The sequence below is a fragment of the Roseomonas sp. HF4 genome (assembly GCF_005222755.1).
Lineage (GTDB): Bacteria > Pseudomonadota > Alphaproteobacteria > Acetobacterales > Acetobacteraceae > Neoroseomonas.
The window spans coordinates 1-2,225 of the sequence record NZ_STGD01000042.1 but is presented as its reverse complement, the minus strand read 5'-3'; the positions used below and the strand labels follow the sequence as shown (position 1 = coordinate 2,225).

Sequence of the window (2,225 nt, the reverse complement as noted above, 5' to 3'; positions counted from 1 at the left end):
CCCGACCAGGCGCCATTCGTCCCTCGGCTACCTCTCGCCCATCGAATTCGAAGCAAGGAAGATGCTCATGAAGGACTGACCACTGCCCGCAGACCGTCCACAGAACCGGGGCAACTTCAACCTGGCGGGCGGCGCGCACGACGGCGCCGGACGTTACCGAGGAGGAGGTACTGCTGGCGCTGGAGCGGATCGAGCCGCTGTGGGATGAGCTCTTCCCCGCCGAGCGGGCGCGCATCGTGCGGCTGCTGGTGAACCGGGTCGACGTCAGGGCCGAGGGGGCCGCAGTACGGCTGCGGCTGGACGGGCTCGGCAGCCTGGTCCGCGACCTCGCCGCCCAGGCGCCCGAGACCGGGAGGGCCGCGGCGTGAGCGACGCGGCGCAGACTCTGACCGTGGTCATCCCGCTCAGGGTGAAGCCGCGGGGCGGGCGGAAGGCGATGGTCACGCCCGGCGTGCTGGCGCTGGAGCGCCGGCAGGACGTCACCCTCATAAAGGCAGTGGCGCGGGCGTTCCGGTGGCGGCGGATGCTGGAGTCTGGCCAGTTCGCCACGATCAAGGACCTTGCAGCGGCCGAGAAGATCAACTCGTCCTACGTTTCACGGGTGCTGCGGCTGACGCTCCTGGCGCCGGACATCGTCGAGGCGATCCTGGATGGGCGGCAGCCGGAAGGGATGACGCTGCCGGGACTGATGGGTGTTCCGCCAAGCACCTGGGCGACACAGGCCGCCAGGGCGAAAATCTTGCCGCGTAGCGAGGTTCCGGCGATTGTTCTTCAAACGCGAATTGATCGGGTCGTCACATGACCAATCCGGGAACATTCGATCCGGCGGCCTTTGCGTCGGGCACCGAATTGATCAGTCGGTTCATACAGGGCGCTCAGGCAGTTGGCCTGCTACAGGCTGCATTAGAGTGCGGACTGCTTGGTGCGGCCGGAGCACCCGCCACGCCGGATACACTCGCTTCCCGCATCGGCGTGTCGGCGCGCATGGTGCACGAAGCCTGCATCGCACTGCATGCGCTGGAGATTTTCGAGAAACAGGGTGACTACTACCAGATCAGACCCGGCGTCCAGGCGTTATTGCACCAAGCCGCACCGCAGACGCTCGCCAACATGCTGGCGCATGGCGAGACGAACATGGGATTACTCAGGCGAGCTTTGCACCCCAACCCGTCACCGTTGCCTGAAGAACGGCTGGCTGTTGCCCGTGGCGTCTGGGGATTGGGTTCGTCCCCAGTGGCGATTGAGTCATTCCTCACCGTTGATCGTGAGATGCCGGAAATCCGCGAACTCTGGCTGCGCGGCGCTCGTCACATGGAACTTGGCTGCGGTGCTGGACGCGATCTGTTGCGCGTGGCGGCGCCCTACCCTGCGACCTTCGTGGTTGGAGTGGACATCGATCCCCTGGTGCTGGCGGAGGTCGAGCGTCAGGCGCGGGATCTCGGCATCCAGGACCGTGTGGCGGTGCGTCTGGCGGATGCCCGCGAGATCGAGGATCTGGCGGCGTTCGACACCATACTGTGGAGCCAAATGTTCTTTCCCCCCGCCAGCCGAGCGGCGACCATCGACGCGATACGCCGCGCGCTGAAGCCAGGCGGCTATCTGATCACGCCGCTGCTGCGGGACCGTCCGGCCAGCGATGAAGCACTGCGCAGCGCCGGCGGACGCCAGACCAGCCTCGGCGCAGTGATCTATGCTTCCTGGGGCCTGGACAGACTTACCGAATCCGAGGTTCGGGAAGAACTGGAAGCAGCTGGCTTCTCCTGCATCCGAACCGTCCCGCATTCTCGCACGCCGTTCATGTTGCTACGGCACGAGGCCTCCCGGGTGTTCGGTTGAAGACCTTTTGGGCCCGAACACCGGATGTCCGTTCGGTGCGCGACACGCTCGCCCGATGGCGATCAGCATTGTGATACTTGGCGCGTGCTGCGGCTGACGCTGCTGGCGCCGGACATCGCCGAGGCGATCCTGGATGGGCAGCAGCCGGAGGGCATGACGCTGCCGCGGCTGGCGAAGCCCTTTCCGGCGCGGTGGGAGCGGCAGCCCGCGGCGCCTGGACATAACTGGACACCTCCAGAAACCCTGCTGTCAGTGGGCGTGATGGTCGATCGGTGGGTGCGTACCCAGCGCCGGGATGACAGGGCTGGGGCTGCCCGTGGATGTTTGCCGGGGTGCGCGGGTTACGGGTGCGGCAGTCCCAGAGCCTACGCCGTCGCTGGCCTGCTGCT

At 66.4% G+C, this 2,225-nt stretch carries 3 protein-coding genes and 1 pseudogene; all 4 read left to right on the top strand.

Features of this window, described 5'->3' with window-relative positions:
* Positions 1 to 236: 236 nt before the first annotated feature.
* Complete coding sequence (locus E8M80_RS26905) at positions 237 to 368, top strand: hypothetical protein (protein ID WP_255467557.1); 132 nt, start codon at positions 237 to 239, stop codon at positions 366 to 368.
* Positions 365 to 802: a hypothetical protein gene (locus tag E8M80_RS25580; protein WP_240790219.1), complete on the top strand. Its 438-nt coding sequence runs from the start codon at positions 365 to 367 to the stop codon at positions 800 to 802. The genes E8M80_RS26905 and E8M80_RS25580 overlap by 4 nt, the downstream gene beginning before the upstream one ends.
* On the top strand, positions 799 to 1,836 hold the full coding sequence (locus E8M80_RS25575; RefSeq protein ID WP_137128544.1) for a class I SAM-dependent methyltransferase: 1,038 nt from the start codon (positions 799 to 801) through the stop codon (positions 1,834 to 1,836). The genes E8M80_RS25580 and E8M80_RS25575 overlap by 4 nt, the downstream gene beginning before the upstream one ends.
* Positions 1,837 to 1,920: 84 nt before the next feature.
* Positions 1,921 to 2,225 (top strand): annotated as a pseudogene (locus tag E8M80_RS26410) (hypothetical protein); the annotation flags it as partial.